Source organism: Moorena sp. SIO3B2, assembly GCF_010692525.1.
Lineage (GTDB): Bacteria > Cyanobacteriota > Cyanobacteriia > Cyanobacteriales > Coleofasciculaceae > Moorena > Moorena producens.
Map to the genome: position 1 here is coordinate 1 of NZ_JAAHHE010000142.1, position 16,312 is coordinate 16,312.

Annotated in this window: 14 protein-coding genes; 13 read left to right on the top strand and 1 reads right to left on the bottom strand. The window is 45.5% G+C overall.

Going from position 1 to position 16,312, the window contains the following annotated elements; genetic code table 11:
* Positions 1-172: 172 nt before the first annotated feature.
* From F6K38_RS23840 to F6K38_RS23860, 5 genes are all read left to right on the top strand, one after another.
* On the top strand, positions 173-355 hold the full coding sequence (locus tag F6K38_RS23840; RefSeq protein ID WP_008188557.1) for a hypothetical protein: 183 nt from the start codon (positions 173-175) through the stop codon (positions 353-355).
* Positions 348-512, top strand: a complete 165-nt coding sequence (locus tag F6K38_RS23845; RefSeq protein WP_008188555.1) for a hypothetical protein — start codon at positions 348-350, stop codon at positions 510-512. The genes F6K38_RS23840 and F6K38_RS23845 overlap by 8 nt, the downstream gene beginning before the upstream one ends.
* Before the next feature lie 54 nt (positions 513-566).
* Positions 567-746 (top strand): hypothetical protein, encoded by a 180-nt coding sequence (locus tag F6K38_RS23850; protein WP_287253762.1) that lies wholly within the window; start codon positions 567-569, stop codon positions 744-746.
* 284 nt (positions 747-1,030) lie between these two features.
* Positions 1,031-1,195 (top strand): hypothetical protein, encoded by a 165-nt coding sequence (locus tag F6K38_RS23855; protein ID WP_008188552.1) that lies wholly within the window; start codon positions 1,031-1,033, stop codon positions 1,193-1,195.
* A 307-nt stretch (positions 1,196-1,502) separates the two neighbouring features.
* Positions 1,503-5,819 carry a type I polyketide synthase gene (locus F6K38_RS23860; RefSeq protein WP_287357633.1) on the top strand — a complete coding sequence of 1,439 codons (4,317 nt, stop codon included), beginning with the start codon at positions 1,503-1,505 and terminating at the stop codon, positions 5,817-5,819.
* Between the two features lie 141 nt (positions 5,820-5,960).
* On the opposite strand, the gene F6K38_RS23865 is transcribed toward F6K38_RS23860, so the two are convergent.
* Positions 5,961-6,146, bottom strand: coding sequence for a hypothetical protein (locus tag F6K38_RS23865; protein WP_008188549.1), 186 nt, complete (start codon positions 6,144-6,146; stop codon positions 5,961-5,963).
* A gap of 935 nt (positions 6,147-7,081) precedes the next feature.
* Between F6K38_RS23865 and aroF the strand changes: the two genes are divergently transcribed.
* The 8 genes from aroF to F6K38_RS23905 all read left to right on the top strand — a co-directional run bounded on the left by aroF (position 7,082) and on the right by F6K38_RS23905 (position 16,122).
* A complete protein-coding gene (gene aroF / locus F6K38_RS23870; protein ID WP_287252467.1) occupies positions 7,082-8,179 on the top strand; it encodes a 3-deoxy-7-phosphoheptulonate synthase in 1,098 nt (365 codons plus the stop codon).
* A gap of 79 nt (positions 8,180-8,258) precedes the next feature.
* Positions 8,259-8,864: a chorismate--pyruvate lyase family protein gene (locus tag F6K38_RS23875; RefSeq protein ID WP_287265956.1), complete on the top strand. Its 606-nt coding sequence runs from the start codon at positions 8,259-8,261 to the stop codon at positions 8,862-8,864.
* Positions 8,865-8,924: 60 nt separating this feature from the next.
* Positions 8,925-10,148 (top strand): 4-hydroxybenzoate 3-monooxygenase, encoded by a 1,224-nt coding sequence (locus F6K38_RS23880; protein ID WP_287252463.1) that lies wholly within the window; start codon positions 8,925-8,927, stop codon positions 10,146-10,148.
* A 141-nt stretch (positions 10,149-10,289) separates the two neighbouring features.
* Positions 10,290-11,678: an NAD(P)/FAD-dependent oxidoreductase gene (locus F6K38_RS23885; protein ID WP_287357636.1), complete on the top strand. Its 1,389-nt coding sequence runs from the start codon at positions 10,290-10,292 to the stop codon at positions 11,676-11,678.
* Positions 11,679-11,948: 270 nt separating this feature from the next.
* Positions 11,949-12,698 carry an SDR family oxidoreductase gene (locus F6K38_RS23890; RefSeq protein WP_287357638.1) on the top strand — a complete coding sequence of 250 codons (750 nt, stop codon included), beginning with the start codon at positions 11,949-11,951 and terminating at the stop codon, positions 12,696-12,698.
* A 78-nt stretch (positions 12,699-12,776) separates the two neighbouring features.
* Positions 12,777-12,980, top strand: a complete 204-nt coding sequence (locus F6K38_RS23895; RefSeq protein WP_287357641.1) for a hypothetical protein — start codon at positions 12,777-12,779, stop codon at positions 12,978-12,980.
* Positions 12,931-14,787, top strand: a complete 1,857-nt coding sequence (locus F6K38_RS23900; protein WP_287357643.1) for a cupin domain-containing protein — start codon at positions 12,931-12,933, stop codon at positions 14,785-14,787. Before F6K38_RS23895 ends, F6K38_RS23900 begins: the two co-directional genes overlap by 50 nt.
* 267 nt (positions 14,788-15,054) lie before the next feature.
* Positions 15,055-16,122: a sulfite exporter TauE/SafE family protein gene (locus F6K38_RS23905; RefSeq protein WP_287357644.1), complete on the top strand. Its 1,068-nt coding sequence runs from the start codon at positions 15,055-15,057 to the stop codon at positions 16,120-16,122.
* Positions 16,123-16,312 lie beyond the last annotated feature (190 nt).

Below are 16,312 nucleotides of genomic sequence, written 5' to 3' on the forward strand. Positions count from 1 at the left end.
ACGGCTGATAGCTGTTCGCGCAGCACCTCAAGTAGCGCATATGCTTACATACAACCTAGAGGGGCGCTTGTCGCCCCTCTAGGAATAAATTAGATTAAATTAGAGTAAAATAAGATTTTTTTTGACAAAAGAGGAAAAAATTATAACAAGTAACTTCAATCAAATTTTATAAATGATTGACGCTCTTTATTTAGATGAACAGAACGATTTAATTAATATTGTTAGACATAGACAAATTGAACAAAGAAGAGAAGAAATCACTGTTAATATTACTAAAGCTCACCAAGAATATCAACAAGGTAACGTTTTTCGGGGTACAGTTGATGATGTTATCGCCGAATTAAACAATGACTAATTTAATTTTAACTTCATCATTTAAACGAGCTTTTAAGGCAATCATTAAACGTCAACCGAATTTAAAGCAAAAAATTGAAGCAAAATTAAGATTACTGGCTGATAATCATTATAAGCCTAATAGCTATGAAAAACGCTATAGTTTCTATGTTTATTGAGAGCGTTACATTATATTAACGTACCCTACTGGACTCCTGAGATCTGGCACCATTGTGATTAATCCGATGGTGGGCAGTGCCTACCAACCGGCTTGGTCAGCTGATTTGATCGGTATCAACCAATGCCCACCCTACATCAACTTCCGACTCCCCATCTCCCCATCTCCCCATCTCCCCATCTCCCCAAACCCCCGCCCCCTGGTAACTTTTACTACCATTGCCGAAAAATTATAAAGTTTTGTAAATAGCTGCGTAACTTCTCTGAGTGACCCAGACAAATAAATAGAACAACTTGGTACAATAAGTTGAATCTCATACCCCTTCTCTAAAATGGATACAACAAAAGATTGTCGGGTTATTGGTAATCGATGCTCGGTAAAATTACCGCTATTATCAATTGCAAATTACCAATTACCAAAAGGCAGTAAAACGTTGTTGCAGGCTGACAGGATAATTGATATCCAAACCAAACCAAACCTTACTGTAGTCACCATGAAAAAAATACCAGAGTTAGGCAAATGGCCCAATCTATTACTATTACTCAAGACGAAATTAAAACTTGGTTAATTGATCAGTTAGCTGAGCGTCTGGAAATGGAACCAGCTGATATTGATATTAATGAGCCTTTTGATAACTATGATTTAGATTATAGCCAGGCTTTGATTTTGCTGGGACGGTTATAAAAGTGGCTTGGACGTGAATTTAATCCAGTCTTAATTTTTAACTATCCAACAGTTGAATAACTTGCTCAGCGCTTAGTTCAAGATTCATAGTTTTAACAATAAATCGGAGCATTACAATTTGGAAAAAGTATCATGAAAAAATGCTGTTATCTCTAGTATTGCAATTGATTGGTTTAGATCCTAGATTGACAGCAATGGGATGCTCCCCAATAACTTTAGTCTTGACTATTACACGCCACACATAAATTGACTAATCAATAAGACTCAATTTCAAGACTATTACGTTGTAATTAAAAGGATTTTTAACATGGAACCAATTGCAATAATTGGCATCGGGTGTCGTTTTCCTGGTGCCGAAAATCCAGAGGCTTTTTGGCAATTATTATGTGATGGAGTCGATGCCATTACTGAAATCCCCAAAACCCGTTGGGATCTCGATGACCTCTATGATTCTGACCCAGATACTCCTGGCAAAATGAACTCTCGCTACGGGGGCTTTTTGCCCCAAGTAGACCAGTTTGACCCCCACTTCTTCGGCATCTCCCCCCAAGAAGCCACTGCCATGGACCCCCAACAACGGCTATTGCTAGAGGTGGCTTGGGAAGCCCTGGAAGATGCAGGACAGGTGCGAGACCACTTGGCTGGCTCCCGAACTGGAGTATTTGTGGGAATTTCCAACAATGATTACAGCTACACTCATCCAGATTATTCCACTCAGCCCCAAGGATACGATCTGACCGGTAATGCCTTGAATATTGCCGCTGGTCGCCTTTCCTATTTATTCGACTTTAAAGGCCCTGCGATCGCAATCGACACCGCCTGCTCTTCCTCAATGGTTGCAGTTCACCTGGCCTGTCAGAGTCTTTGGACTCGAGAGTCTACCTTGGCTTTGGCTGGGGGTGTGAATATTATCCTGTCACCCATTGGTCACATTGCCCTAAGTAAGCTAAAAGCCCTGTCTCCCGATGGTCGCTGCAAAGCCTTTGATGCCAAAGCCAATGGCTACGTTCGCAGTGAAGGAGCAGGTTGCATTGTCCTCAAGCCCCTATCCCAGGCATTAGCTGATAATGACCCGATTTACGCCACTATCCGAGGCAGTGCGGTTAACCACGATGGTCGTAGCAAGGGACTGACGGTTCCCGATGGTTCAGCTCAAGAAGAACTGATCGCTCAAGCCTTAGACAATGCTGGCGTAGCACCCTCGGAAATTAGCTACATTGAAGCCCATGGTACTGGCACACCCCTGGGAGATCCCATGGAAATGATCGCCCTCGCTTCCGTGCTTGCCACTGATCGTCAGGAGGGAAACTATTGTGCTGTCGGAGCAGTTAAAACCAATATTGGCCATTTGGAAGCTGCTGCTGGCATTGCTAGTTTAATCAAAGTTGCCTTATCCCTCAAACATCAACAACTACCCCCCAGCTTGCACTTTGAAGACCCTAACCCCGATATTCCCTTCGATACTCTACCGCTACGGGTTCAGCAGACTCTAAGTCCTTGGCCTGAGGAGTTTGGTTTAGCCAAGGCTGGGGTCAGTTCCTTTGGGTTTGCCGGTACTAACGCCCATGTGATCTTAGAACAAGCTCCTGAATCCTCCCAAGTCCCGGATCAGACAAGACCCCTCAAGCCACCCTACTTACTACCGCTCTCAGCCCATAGTCCAGAAGCGGTCAAATCCCTGGCTCAGGCTTATCAAGACTGGTTAGCCACTAGAGATATCGACCCTACCTTATTAGAGGACATTTGCTACACCGCTAGTGTCCGGCGCACTCACCATCAACACCGCTTAGCTGTGGTAGTTAACTCCCCTGAAGACGCGAAGGAGCGCCTGCAAGATTTACTCCAAGACCCCTCAGATGTTGACCTAGCTGGTGGTAGTGAACCGGGCAACCGCCCCCCGAATGTAGTTTTTGTTTGCTCTGGTCAGGTGCCTCAATGGTGGGGGATGGGACGGGAGCTACTGCAATCGGAACCAGTATTTCGAGGGGCTATAGAGGAGTGCGATGCCCTGATTCGCTCCCAGGCTAACTGGTCTTTGTTAGCGGAGTTAACAGCGGACGAGTCTGAATCCCGCCTTGGGGAAACGGAAATTGCTCAGCCTGCTATTTTTGCCCTACAAGTTGCCCTGGCTCGGCTGTGGCGTTCTTGGGGCATAGAGCCAAAAGCAGTGGTGGGTCACAGTTTAGGTGAAGTGGCCGCAGCTCACATTGCTGGTACTCTGAGCTTAACCGATGCTGTGAAGTTAATTTGCGATCGCGGTCGCGTGATGCAGCAAGCTACAGGCAATGGCAAGATGGCAGCATTGGAACTCTCCGTAGCGGATACAGAACAACTGTTGTCTGAATACGATCCTATTTTCGAATCGGCAAACCCCAACCTAGGCATCGCAGCAATTAACAGTCCCACCTCAACGGTGGTGTCTGGAGAGTCTACAGCAATGGAATTATTCCTTGAATTCCTGGCACAGCGGCAACGGTCGGTGTTATGCCAATTGCTGCCAGTGAATTATGCCTTCAATAGTTCCCAAATGGAACCCTTTCAGCAGGAATTGGTGCAGGAACTGGAAGGGCTCGAACCCCAGCCAGAAACTATTCCCATCTACTCTACAGTTACCGGTAGCTCTAGTGAAGGTTCAGCTTTCGATGCTATCTACTGGGGGCAAAATATCAGGCAACCTGTCCGCTTTGCTCCAGCTATTGAAGCGCTAGTGGAAGCTGGTCATACCATCTTCTTAGAAATTAGCCCTGACCCTGTCCTTTCCGGATATATTGCTCAAACCCTCAACCATCTCGATCAAGCGGGGGTTGTCTTACCCTCCCTACGCCCTAGTCAGGGGGAACGGGCCACCATGCTCACCTCTCTAGGTAAACTCTACACCCAGGGCTTTACAGTCGCGTTGCATAAACTATTCCGATCTTCCAATTCTCGGGTTGTGAGTTTACCCTGCTACCCTTGGCAGAAAGAACGGTATTGGGTAGAGCAGAAATCTCAAACACCATCTCAAACACCACTACCGAACTTGTTGGTAGGGCAAGAGCAACAGGAAGTTACCCCAGAGTCCCTGACCGATTCCCTGGTCGAGGATTCCCTGTACGAGATTCAGTGGCAACCTCAAGAGCGTACACCCGAAGCAGAAACTCAGGCCACTGAAGCAACTGAGCCTGGTCAATGGGTGATCTTTGCGGATTACGGTGGCGTAGGACAGGCATTAGCAGAAAATTTGCGATCGCATGGTCACAGCTGTTGCCTGATTTATCCAGGTGAAGTTGACCAAAGCCTACCAGGAGGACTTGGAACCATCAACCCTGCTGATCCCAATCATTTTAAGCGGCTGTTCCAAGAAATTCTGGGAAATAATCCATTGCCCTGTCATGGAGTAATTCATCTGTGGAGTCTAGAGGCTGAAAAGTCTGAAGCACTCACACCATCCTCTCTCGAAGAGTCTCACGTATTGAGTTGTGGAAGCGTACTGCACCTAGTTCAGGGACTAGTTCAGGCACTGGTCAATACTGGTAGTTCAACCTTACCGAAATTGTGGTTAGTAACCTCTGGCAGCCAAGCAGTGGAAGCCAACCCTGCTCCGGTAGCACTGGCTCAAGCCTCTTTGTGGGGCATGGCACGAGTAATTGGCCTAGAACACTCTGAAATTTGGGGAGGGCTACTGGATTTAGACCCATCTATATCTGATAATTCTGATAATTCTGATAATTCTGATCATAAGGGTGCTACGCAACAGGCCATGGCTCTGTTCTCAGAAATTTGGCACGGAGACGGGGAAGACCATGTAGCATTCCGCCAGGGACAACGCTATGTGGCTCGCCTGGTATCTAGCAAACCCACTCAAACCGAATCTTTAACAGTGCAGGCTGATGGTATCTACCTGATTACTGGTGGCTTGGGCAGTTTAGGACTCCAGGTTGCCCGGTGGATGGTTGAACAAGGGGCAAAAAACCTAGTGCTACTAGGACGCCGAGAACTTCCACCATCAGATCAGTGGGCAAGCTTACCCCAAGACAGTGAGTCTTGGAAACGGGTTAACGCGGTTCAAGAACTCAAAGCCATGGGAGCCAAGGTGATTGTGGCTCAGGCTGATGTCAGTAATCAGGATGAGATGTCTGAGGTATTTGAACACTTGCGTAATACTCAGATTCCCCTCAAAGGTGTTATCCATGCTGCCGGGATTGAAAATTATCAGGAGATACAAGGGATGGACCTGAATGTATTTCAGGCTACCCTGCAACCTAAAGTAATGGGGGCATGGCTGCTCCATCAACTTACCCAAGAGATGAACCTAGACTTTTTCGTCTGCTTCTCCTCGATTGCCTCCCTGTGGGGCTGTCAGGGAAAAGCTGATTACGCTGCTGCTAATGCTTTCCTGAATGCGATCGCACATCATCGTCAAGCCCTAGGATTACCTGCTTTGAGCATCAATTGGGCACCCTGGTCTGGAAGTGCCATGGTGTCTGAACAGGTCAAGACCTTATTGAAGCGCATAGGAGTAGACCCATGGCAACCAGAAGAAGCCATGAGCATTTTGCCATACCTTCTGGGGTCGAACAGCCCTCAACTAATCGCTGCTAAGTTCAACTCGGATGTCTTTAAAAAGAAGTTATCCAAGTCCTAGTTTGGATCCATCATTCTTCCCCAAGGGGCAAAGATGGAGTTAGTTTTGTCCTGACTATTACCTGTTTCGTAATCCAGTCAGCAGCCGGATATCTGGCTAGTGCTAAGTTTTTCGTGGGTGGTTGCTCTACCGCGATCGCAGCTAGGAGTTCTTCCAGGGGGTTTCCTGATCTTCTGCCTCCCTGGGCTGATCAGGATCAACGGTGATGATGGCAGACCCCCCTGCTTCCAAACCGGCTTGATTCCCTTGAGATACCACCACAAAGCGACCAAATGATGCGGCTTCGGCAATCGGTAGTCCAAATCCCTCCCGGTCAGACAGAAACACTACCGCTGTTGCCTGTCGATACCAAAGAGCCGCGAATGCGATGGCCTTTCGGCCACGCTACGCGAACGCGCTATGTGACCATGATAGTGAACCCAAGGCAAGCTCTCAATTGACTTCAGGAACGCTTCACCCCTAGCTTGGGTGGAAGTATTCATTCCTGCTAGGACTTACGAAGTTGACTTGGTAATCGGTAATTGGTAATTGGTGTACGCCAATTTTCCTGGAGTCCAGTTTTGAGTAAGTCCTGTTGCCTTGATGAGACCTAGGTGTGGAAATTGGTTTCAGCTCAAGTGGGGCAAGGCTTCGGTGAATATTGTTCACCCAATGGTCTAGGTCAGTTTTGAGAAGTTTCGAAAAAAAATCGTTCTTCGGCATAAAACATACGCTGAACCCCGAAAAGTTTTTAGAAGCTAACAATCAAGGGTTTTTCAGTATGCACAGCAAGACCTACACACTCTACATATCAAATTCTGATCTTCGTCCAAACTAAGTTGATGTTAGATCAAGTCCGGTTAATCACTTCCCAAATCATAAAACCCAATCTCAAGGGCTACTGGTAGGGTGCGTTACTAACTCAACTTACCACTTATAGGGTTTGGATTCCAGTTTTGAGTAAGTCCTGTTCCCTTGATGAGACCTAGGTTTGGAAATTGGTTTCAGCTCAAGTGGAGCAAGGCTTCGGTGAATCTTGTTCACCCAATGGTCTAGGTCAGTTTTGAGAAGTTTCGAAAAAAAAATCGTTCTTCGGCATAAAACATACGCTGAACCCCGAAAAGTTTTTAGAAGCTAACAATCAAGGGTTTTTCAGTATGCACACCAAGACCTACACACTCTACATATCAACTTCTGATCTTCGTCAAAACTAAGTTGATGTTAGATCAAGTCCGGTTAATCACTTCCCAAATCATAAAACCCAATCTCAACGGAAATAAAGCATGATAATTGTCCTCAAAGCAGCCACTCCAACAGTCGAAATTGAACGCATTAAACACGAACTGTCCCAATACAAAGTCAGCGTCGAAAAAATCATCGGCAAACACCGAGTGGTGATTGGTTTAGTCGGTGACACGGCTGAACTCGATCCCTTAAAAATTCAGGCTGTCAGTCCTTTTATTGAAAAAGTATCACGAGTTGAACATCCCTTTAAACGGGCGAGTCGAGACTTCCGACATGGTGAACCCAGTGAAATTATTGTTGAAACACCGAACGGTTCTGTTGCTTTTGGCGAACACAGTCCCATCGTTCAAACTGCCGGCCCTTGTTCGGTTGAAAATGAACAGATGATTGTCGAAACCGCCCAACAAGTTAAAGCAGCAGGTGCTCATTTCCTACGTGGTGGAGCCTACAAACCTCGGACTTCCCCTTATGCTTTTCAAGGGCATGGTGAGAGTGGTTTGGAATTGCTGGCCATTGCACGTCAAGAAACAGGCTTGGGAATTATCACCGAGGTAATGGATGCAGCCGACATTGAAAAGATAGCAACTGTTGCAGATATTCTCCAAGTTGGTGCTCGTAATATGCAGAACTTTTCTCTGTTAAAAAGAGTTGGTGCTCAAGAGAAACCGGTTCTGCTGAAGCGGGGAATGTCCGCAACCATTGAGGAATGGTTAATGGCGGCTGAATATATTTTAGCAGCCGGAAATTCCAATGTTATTTTGTGTGAACGGGGAATTCGCACCCATGACCGCAAATATACCCGCAATACCCTCGATTTATCCGTGATTCCTGTCTTGCGGACACTGACTCATCTTCCCATTATGATTGACCCCAGTCACGGGACTGGTAAAGCCGAATACGTCCCGGCAATGGCAATGGCCTCAATTGCAGCAGGAGCTGATGCTCTGATGATAGAAGTTCATCCCAACCCTTCCCAAGCCCTGTCTGATGGCCCTCAATCCTTGACGCCTCATCGCTATCAAGAACTGATGCAAGAAATGGCAGTTATTGGTGAAACAGTGGGTCGTTGGCCGGAAAAGTTAGCCCTCACCCCTTCATCCCCTCAAGCTACCCAAAAATTCAGTGCCATTGTTTAAAATTTCTTGTGAGTTGAAGTAAACATTGAAGGCTAACTTAGATTGATTCAACTCACAATATCTCATCAAACAGGTCTTTTTGCCCAATTCTAGAGAAATAATGGAAATGAACGCTCAAACCCTAGTCTTAAGGCCAATTTTTTCCCAACACTTTCCGCGAAAGCGGAATTACATCGAACCTGTATTACTCAGCCCATTTCAGCGAATATTGCTGACGACAAACGGCACTGTTACGGATATGATTGAAGCCTACTCGGGGGAAGCAATCAAAATCAAAAAGCTGTTTGAAGACAAGATTACAATCAAAGAAGACATCCTGCCGATGAACCTCAAAAAAGGCACAGAAGTCATCGCTCGCAAAGTGCTACTTCAAGGTAAGATGAGTGACCGCAACTATGTCTATGCCGATTCAATTTTAGTTCTCGACAGACTGAATGAAAAAATGCGAACCCAACTGTTACAGACCAAAACTCCCATTGGTAAACTCTGGGTCGAGAACAAAGTGGAAATCTTCAAAGAAAATGTCGAACTTGGCAAAGAACATGCAGGTGATTTAGCAGATTATTTCCAGATTGAACCCGAAGAAAATCTCCTGTATAGAACCTACTGCGTCATCTCCAATCATCAGTACACTATGATGATTACAGAAAAGTTTCCGGAAAATAATTTTAGGCGAAAGCTCTAATAGTATCGGTTAATTCTGTTGAAGAACTTCTGAAATTTAAAGATTTCATAGGAGGTCACTATGCTTAACAATCATTTCTCAACGAAGGTTTGCATTATAGGAGCTGGACCGGCAGGTCTATTATTGGCAAACATCCTACAGCAAAATAAGATCCCGTGTATAGTAGTCGAAAAATACAGTCGTGAGGAGGTCTTTTCCCGTGCCCGAGCGGGACTAATCGATCACAAGGCGGTAAGTATTCTGAAGCAGTATGGACTCGCCGACCGCTTGTTGAGAGAAGGAAAGCCCCATGGGAAGTGTGAATTCCGAAGCCCGGAATACAGCTTTGTACTCGAATACTCCAAAATGTGTGAGGGTCGAACGCACTATACCTATCCTCAGCAGGAGTTGTTGGTCGATCTGATCCAGAAGTTTCAAGAGGCTGGCGGAGAAATACGATTCAGCACGAAAGGTCTTGTGGTTAAGAATAGCTATCCTGCGCAAGTCTCGTGTTACGACGAGATTAAACAAAGCACGATTGTTATTGATTGCGACTTCATTGCTGGATGTGACGGTTTTCATGGTATTGCCCGAAAATCAATTCCTGAGGAAGCTGTAGATATTTACTACAAAAATTACAATTTTTCTTGGCTAGCAATCACGGCTGCAGCACCTCCCTCAACCGAGCATATTATCTATGCAATACATCCTTATGGATTTGCCGGTCATATGCTCAGGAACGAAAAAATTTCCCGTTATTACCTGCAAATATCATTAGACGACAGCGTTGATGATTGGCCCGATGAACGTGTTTGGTCAGAACTCCATGTTCGACTTGCCAAAGATGGATGGTCACTGACCGAAGGTAAGATTACTGACAAGCAAGTGCTGAGGATGAGGAGCTATGTCTCGAACCCAATCCAGTACAAGCACCTTTTTCTTGCAGGAGATGCTGCCCACATTCTCACTCCCTCAGGTGGCAAAGGCATGAACCTAGCCATTCAGGATGCTGAGGTTTTGGGCAAATTAATGGTGAACTACTATCTAATCAGCCACAATGACTCTATCCTTCAACAATACTCAGCTATTCGTCTGCCAGAGATCTGGCAAACCCAGGAGTTTTCCCACTCGCTGCTTCATATGGTGAATATCGATGAACAAAATTCAGAGAATGACCGCTTCATGAAGCAGCTCCAACAGTCTAAGATATCTCAACTGATGAGTTTGAAGACATTTGCAGCAGACTTTTCCCGAAAATATGTTGGGAGTTTATCTGACTCTAATCAGCTGGAGATGGCATGCTAATAATAATAATTACTCGCGTTTATTTGGAAACTATTGAGGCAAGCATTCAGCCACTCTCCATTTAACAGGTTGTACAACACTTCTTGTTAGATAAATCAAATCGTTAACTAGTTGTCAAAGTATTTCGTTTAGGAGGTTTTTATGACACTTAACAATTCAGATAGTTTCAAAATGTTCGATGCAATTGTCATTGGCGGCGGACCTGCTGGAGCAACTTGTGCATACAAGATAGCAGCGAATGGTCACTCAGTTCTTTTATTGGAAAAGGGAAAGTTTCCGCGATTTCATATCGGCGAGTCGATGGTGCCCTATCTGTATAAGCTGTTTGAGATGATAGATATCTCTGACAAAATCAAGGAAGGTGGGTTTGTCCAGAAAAACGGAGTTGAATTCTTAACTGGGACAACTGGAGATCTGAGGCGGCAGAATTTTGGCAATGTGGCAAAAGGGCAAACCCCGTTTTCATACAACCTTAATCGTGCCCGTTTTGACAAAATTCTCTTGGATCATGCTAAGGATACAGGGGCTCAAGTATTAGAGGAAGCAGATGTCAAGAAACTCATATTCGATGGCGAACGACTTGCCGGAGTCCAATATCAGTATCAAGGTTGCAGACATGAAGCCCGAGCGAACTTTGTGGTAGATGCTAGTGGTCGGGCTGGGTTAATTGCCAAGCATTTTAACCTAAGGAAAATGAATAATAAGCTGCAAAATGTTGCCGTTTTTCAACACTATAAGGATGTGGTTGCTGAAAACAATCCAGGTGTTGAAGGTGACGTGCTATTCAGCTGCCATGAAGATGGTTGGCTCTGGGGGATACCTATTGAAACCAACGTGATGAGTGTTGGAGCTGTGATGCCATTAAGCATTCTAAAACAGAGCAATCCCGAGGAAATTTTCAAAGCACATTGCGATCGCTCTCCCCGCATTAAGAGTGCGATAAAAAGCGCAACTCCCTTGTTTGATAAACCGAAAGTAGAATTAGATTTTTGCTATTATTCTGAGCAGTTTACTGGACCTGGATATTTTATTGTTGGCGACGCAGCCTGCTTTGTAGATCCAGTATTTTCTGGGGGTGTTTTTCTCAGCATGCTCTGTGGACTAAAAGCAGCTGAGGCAATACACGAAATTTTTGAGGGTAAGGATGATTTGGAGGCATGTCAAGACTTTGAAAACTTATGCAAAACAGGGTACGACTCCTACTTCCGAGTGGTCTACTCTTACTACTATGAATTCAACAGAGACATGAATAAGATGGGTCTAAACTTACCCGGCGGTTTCCGCTTTGTACTTCAAACGTTTGCCGGGGATTTTTGGGCTGAACGAGACCAGCCTGTATTGAGCTACCTACGTTCTAAAAAAGAATGGGATACCTTCGAGCAGCCTTTTGAGCGCATTTACGATTGCCCGATCTATCCAGATACTCATTACAAAGCTGCAGATCCAGCAAGCTTTACACCCCCAGAAGATTTTCTTGAATCAATTAATACACAGACACAAACAGAGACACAAAAGGCGGCAGTTTTGTAGAGAGGTTGAGTCAGTTCAACCGTATCAATGGTGAGCATCTTCAAGCTCACCCACCAGGGAAGCCAGAGTACAAAAGCTTTCAATGCATAGGTTAGGATATCCTTTAAGCAAGTGAACAAAATTAATTACACATTTTCCAAAACTCAAAGCCTTACGATGTAATGGTTACAGAGATTGGTAGTAGGCAATTAATTTTGTTTAGATGCTCATATCCTAACTGTATGGAATTGTCAAGGTTTTTTACTTAAAGTGAATGAAATGGAGATAAAAATGAAACGACTAGAAGGAAAAACAGCACTGATTACTGGTGGAAGCACCGGAATTGGCTTTGCAACAGCAAAACTCTTTACTCAGGAAGGTGCCCGAGTTGCGATTATCGGTCAGCACGAGGGTCGGCTCTCGGAAGCGTGCACTCGGATTGGCCCGGATACCCTCGCGATTCGAGCCGATGTGAGTCAAGTTGCTGACCTTGATGCCATGGTCGTCAAGGTCAAGGAACTCTTTGGAGGACTTGACGTGTTGTTCGTTAATGCGGGGATCGCAAAACTTGAGCCGATGATGCAGGTTGACGAAGCTTTGATTGATGAGATATTCAAGATTAACTTTAAAGGTGCTTTCTTCACCGTGCAAAAAGTTGCGCCGATTATGGGTGAATCAGGCAGCATAGTGCTCAATACCTCGGTCAACAACCAGATGGGAATGGTTGGGTCGAGTATCTATGCAGCATCGAAGGCAGCACTGCGATCCCTTGCCCGCACTCTTGCTGCCGAACTGATCGAGAAGGGCATCAGGGTAAATGCGGTTAGCCCAGGACCAATTCAAACGCCCATTTATAGCAAACTCGGAGTACCCCAGGAGCACCTTCAGGAGTTTGCCACTCAGCTTCAGCAGAAAATCCCAATGCAGCGGTTCGGAGAACCTGATGAAATTGCCAAGGCAGTCCTATTCCTTGCGTCCGAAGAATCGTCATTCGTGCTTGGTGAGGAACTAGTGGTCGATGGCGGATGGACGGAGGTGTAATTTTATTTACGGTAATTTCTGAAACCACCAAATAGCTGGTTTTTTTCCCAAAGCTTGATTATCGATAGTTCTGAATTAATGCAAATAGATCAGGTCAAAATCAGGCTTTGGGAAGGTGGTTTTAACAGCGATCTGCCCGTAGCAAAGATCCGCTTTCCGATGCACACAAGAAAAAAAGATGCAATCAAAAATTTGCCGAGGGACTTAAGAGAACAAGATCAAATTAGGGAAAATGAAAAACAATCAAGATTTACAAACCATCAAGAAGCCGGCAGGGATTGACGTCAGGAGTCCGGCAGGGCTTGAAAGAGTCAAAGCATTATTTGAACAACAGCAGATTTCTCCAGAGACACCACCAGACAGTAGCCTGGAGTCAATCGCAATATCGGGGGGTGTGTATACTTTTCTTGCAACTGGCGAAGATACCTACGGGCAGTACGCTCTATTCGATTTTCTGGTTCCGCCCGAAGCTGGACCTCCACCCCATATACACACCAGAGAAGATGAGGTATTCTATGTTGTGGATGGGGAAATAAACTTTCAGGTGGGGAACCAGGTTTTTACGGGAACCGCCGGAGACTTTATCCCCTATACCAGAGGTCAAGTCCACGCATTCAAAAACCTGGGGACGGAACCAGCAAGAATGTTGGTAATCGCTGCTCCTGCAGGACTTGAAAACTTTTTCAGGCAAGCAGGTCAGCCTGTTTCAGACCCGTCGAATATACCAGAAGATAATATCCCAAAAGTAGCGGCAGTTGCCCCCAACTTCGGTCTAGAACTCTATCCAGAGGCTGCACTGATTGGTAAGCCTATCATTGAAGATGGCGGCATTACTCTATACGGAGATGAAAGGAGTGAAATCCTGATCGGAAGTGAAGGTAGTGACCTCATCATCGGCAGAAATGGTGAGGATCGATTTTATGGGGAGCAGGGTAATGACACCATCATCGGCGGAACTGGTCGAGATCTAATCTATGGAGGTGAGGGGGACGATCTCCTCTCAGGTCGCGAAGGGAATGATACCTTCACAGGAGGTGGCGATAAAGACACGTTTATAGTTCGTCGTGGTGCAGGCACAGACACCATCACTGATTTCGGCGGTGTAGGCACAGGAGTTACTCCCTCGGATGCCGTGATTGCAGAAGTCGATACACTGAAGTTTGAGGGTCCATCGCTGAGTGCAGAGAACATGCTTCTGAATCAGGATGAAAATGATTTGCTCATCACCTTTGAAGGGGTTGACAACACTGGGGTCATCCTGCAGGATTTTGCCGTGGAAAACCTAGATAACCTTACTAAAGCTACAGGTGCGTCGAAGGACATCGGCAACATTCTGTTTGACGGACAGACTAAAGTTGAAGATAGCTTTGATGTCTTTAATGCGAAACAACAAAGGGGCAAAGTTTTCAATAAAAACTCGGTCACATTCCTCAACGACCTTGACAATAACACCCAAGGCTTTAATGACTCCAATGATGTCATCAACGGCCAAGGTGGCAATGATAAACTGAAAGGGTTGAGTGGTGACGATTTGCTTCGGGGCGGTACTGGTAACGATATCCTGACAGGCGGCAGGGGTGACGATTTGCTTCGGGGCGGTACTGGTAACGATATCCTGACAGGCGGCAGGGGTGACGATTTGCTTCGGGGCGGTACTGGTAACGATATCCTGACAGGCGGCAGGGGTGACGATCTGCTTCGGGGCGGTACTGGTAACGATATCCTGACAGGCGGCAGGGGTGACGATCTGCTTCGGGGCGGTACTGGTAACGATATCCTGACAGGCGGCAGTGGTGACGATCTGCTTCGGGGCGGTACTGGTAACGATATCCTGACAGGCGGCAGTGGCCGTGATCGCTTTGTGCTTGCCGCTGGAGCCGGGACTGACACAATTACTGACTTTACTAGTGATCAGGATCTGATTGAACTCTCCGCTGGTCTGGAGTTTGCGGAGCTGAAGATCACTCAGGGCACTCACGAGCTTGGTCGTGATACTTTGGTCAGTCTCACGACCAGCAATGAATTATTGGCAATTTTAACTGGGGTAGAAGCTAGCACCATTACCAGTACTGACTTCAGCATTGTTTAGCTTTATCGAGCACTCATCCCCAAAAAGTGATGAATGCCCAGTGAGCAATTCTCAAAAAATTCTAACGTCTTAAAAGGGATGGCTGAGAATCGCCTCTTATTCTCTCAACTCTACTGAGACAGAAGCACTGGCAATCCAAACCTAACCCCAACCGTGACCAGCACAATTGTTTTATTCCTCAATCAAGCACAGGAGAAGAATCCTAGCATTCTCTGACTCATGTTACGCAACTGTTCCACTACGACTTAAACCCCGAGTAGCCCGAGTATGCTTCAGCAAAAACGAAATCTACGAACCGCAAAAAGCAACATCAAGAACCAAATCAAATTGATCTGCCAGTTGTTTTGTCTGGTTGCCAAGGTTATTTTTTCGAACCGTTCCATCCGCTTTAGTTTACTATGCACTATCTTTGTATGGACTGTATGGTTAACTGCAATTGGACCTAGTCGAGCACTTTCCAATTTGTTTGCTAACTGGGAATTTGCCTTCACAATGGTCTTTGGTTCCATGGTTGCAGGAGCGACAAGTATGGGAGGAGGCGCAGTTGCTTTTCCAGCTTTAACAAAGTGGCTTCACGTCTCTCCCCCCGATGCAAAACTCTTTTCTTTAGCCATTCAAAGTATTGGAATGAGTGCCGCATCTTTTACGATTGTTGCTATGAAAACTCCAGTAGAATGGAAGTTAATTCGTTGGGTGAGTTTAGGGGGAATTCCAGGTATTTTTATGGGAACAGCTTTTCTGGCTCCTTTACTTCCTCCCGAAGTCATAAAAATTTCATTTACAATGATGGTGAGCAGTTTTGCCCTCATTTTAATTCAATTAAATTTAACTAAGACTGAACGTAATTTTACGATTGAACACTGGGGTAAACGAGAAAAAATTTTATCTCTAGTCGTCGGAGTAATGGGCGGTATGATTAGTGGGTTAGTTGGGAGTGGAATGGATGTTTTTGCCTACTCTGTAATGGTGTTACTGTTTGGTTTGTGTGAGAAAGTTAGCACTCCAACTTCAGTGATTTTGATGGCAATTAATGCCGTCACAGGCTTTTTAATTCATAACTTTATCCTGGGGGATTTTGTCACTCCCGTCAGTAATTATTGGTTAGCAGCGGTTCCGGTTGTGGTAGTGGGTGCGCCAACCGGAGCAATTCTTTGTAGTCTTATGGAACGCCAAATGGTGGTTGGGATTTTGATTAGTTTAATTGTAATTGAATTGCTGACTTCTTTACTGTTGATTCCGCTCACGACATCCGTAGTTTCGGCTGGATTGTTTGCCCTGATTTTATTTACTTCATTTTATTATCTGATGTATCGCACAAAACTGAGACGCGCTTAATTGAGTGATTCTAGGTTTTATCATTAAAAGTGAAGCATCAGTGGGAGTAAACACAATCGTGTGTCCTCCCACTTGAGGTTCCCCTTTGACAAAACGGTACAACCGGGAGCAGGGTAAGAGATTTCAGCAGCCCCCTGCACTATAGTTCATTAATGGCATCAGCATAAGCCATTGCTGCTGTTTCCCACTT